Origin of the sequence: Micromonospora sp. C31, from assembly GCF_018070575.1 — a bacterium.
GTDB lineage: Bacteria > Actinomycetota > Actinomycetes > Mycobacteriales > Micromonosporaceae > Micromonospora.
This window is the reverse complement of sequence record NZ_JAGPXN010000067.1, coordinates 1-985: the sequence shown is the minus strand read 5'-3', so window position 1 is coordinate 985 and position 985 is coordinate 1. Positions and strand designations below refer to the sequence as shown.

At 67.5% G+C, this 985-nt stretch carries 1 protein-coding gene; it reads left to right on the top strand.

The annotated features are described in order from the left end of the window. Positions 1-13 precede the first annotated feature (13 nt). The coding region (locus KBX06_RS27465; RefSeq protein WP_307854782.1) for a beta-ketoacyl reductase at positions 14-985 on the top strand (972 nt) is incomplete at its 3' end.

Sequence of the window (985 nt, the reverse complement as noted above, 5' to 3'; positions counted from 1 at the left end):
CGCGGGTGCTGCGGTGTGGGGTTTGGGTCGGGTGGTGGGTTTGGAGGTGCCGTTGCGGTGGGGTGGTTTGGTGGATTTGCCGGGGTTGTTGGATGGGGGGGTGTGGGGTCGGTTGTGTGGGGTGTTGTCGTCGTCTGGTGGTGGTGAGGATCAGGTGGCGTTGCGGTCGTCGGGGGTGTTTGCGCGGCGGTTGGTGCGTGCGGGTTCTTCGGTGGGTGTTGGTTCGGGTGGTTTTCGGTTTTCGGGGACGGTGTTGGTGACGGGTGGTACGGGGGCGTTGGGTGCGCGGGTGGCGGTGTGGGCTGCGGGTGTGGGTGCGGAGCATGTGGTGTTGGTGAGTCGGCGTGGTGGGGGTGCGCCGGGTGTGGGGGAGTTGGTGGGGCGGTTGGAGGGTTTGGGTGTGCGGGTGTCGGTGGTGGCGTGTGATGTGGCGGATCGTGGTGCGGTGGCGGGGTTGTTGGGGGATTTGGCGGGTGCGGGTGAGCGGGTGCGGGGTGTGGTGCATGCGGCGGGTGCGGCGCAGTTGTCGTCGTTGGGTGAGGTGGGTGTGGGTGAGGTGGAGGAGGTGTTGCGGGGGAAGGTTGGTGGTGCGGTGGTGTTGGATGAGTTGACGGCTGGTTTGGATTTGGATGCGTTTGTGGTGTTTTCGTCGATTGCGGGGGTGTGGGGTTCGGCGGGGCAGGTGGGGTATGCGGCGGCGAATGCGTTTTTGGATGGGTTGGTGGTGTCGCGGCGTGGGCGTGGGTTGGTGGGGACGTCGGTGGCGTGGGGGCCGTGGGCTGAGGCGGGTATGGCGGTGGGGGTGGCGGGTGAGCAGTTGAGTCGGCGTGGTTTGCCGGGGATGGCGCCGGAGTTGGCGGTGGCGGCGTTGCAGCGGGCGTTGGATGGTGGTGAGGCGCAGGTGGTGGTGGCGGATGTGCGGTGGGATCGGTTCGTGCCGTCGTTCACGGCGTTGCGTCCGTCCCGTCTGTTCACCGAGATCCCC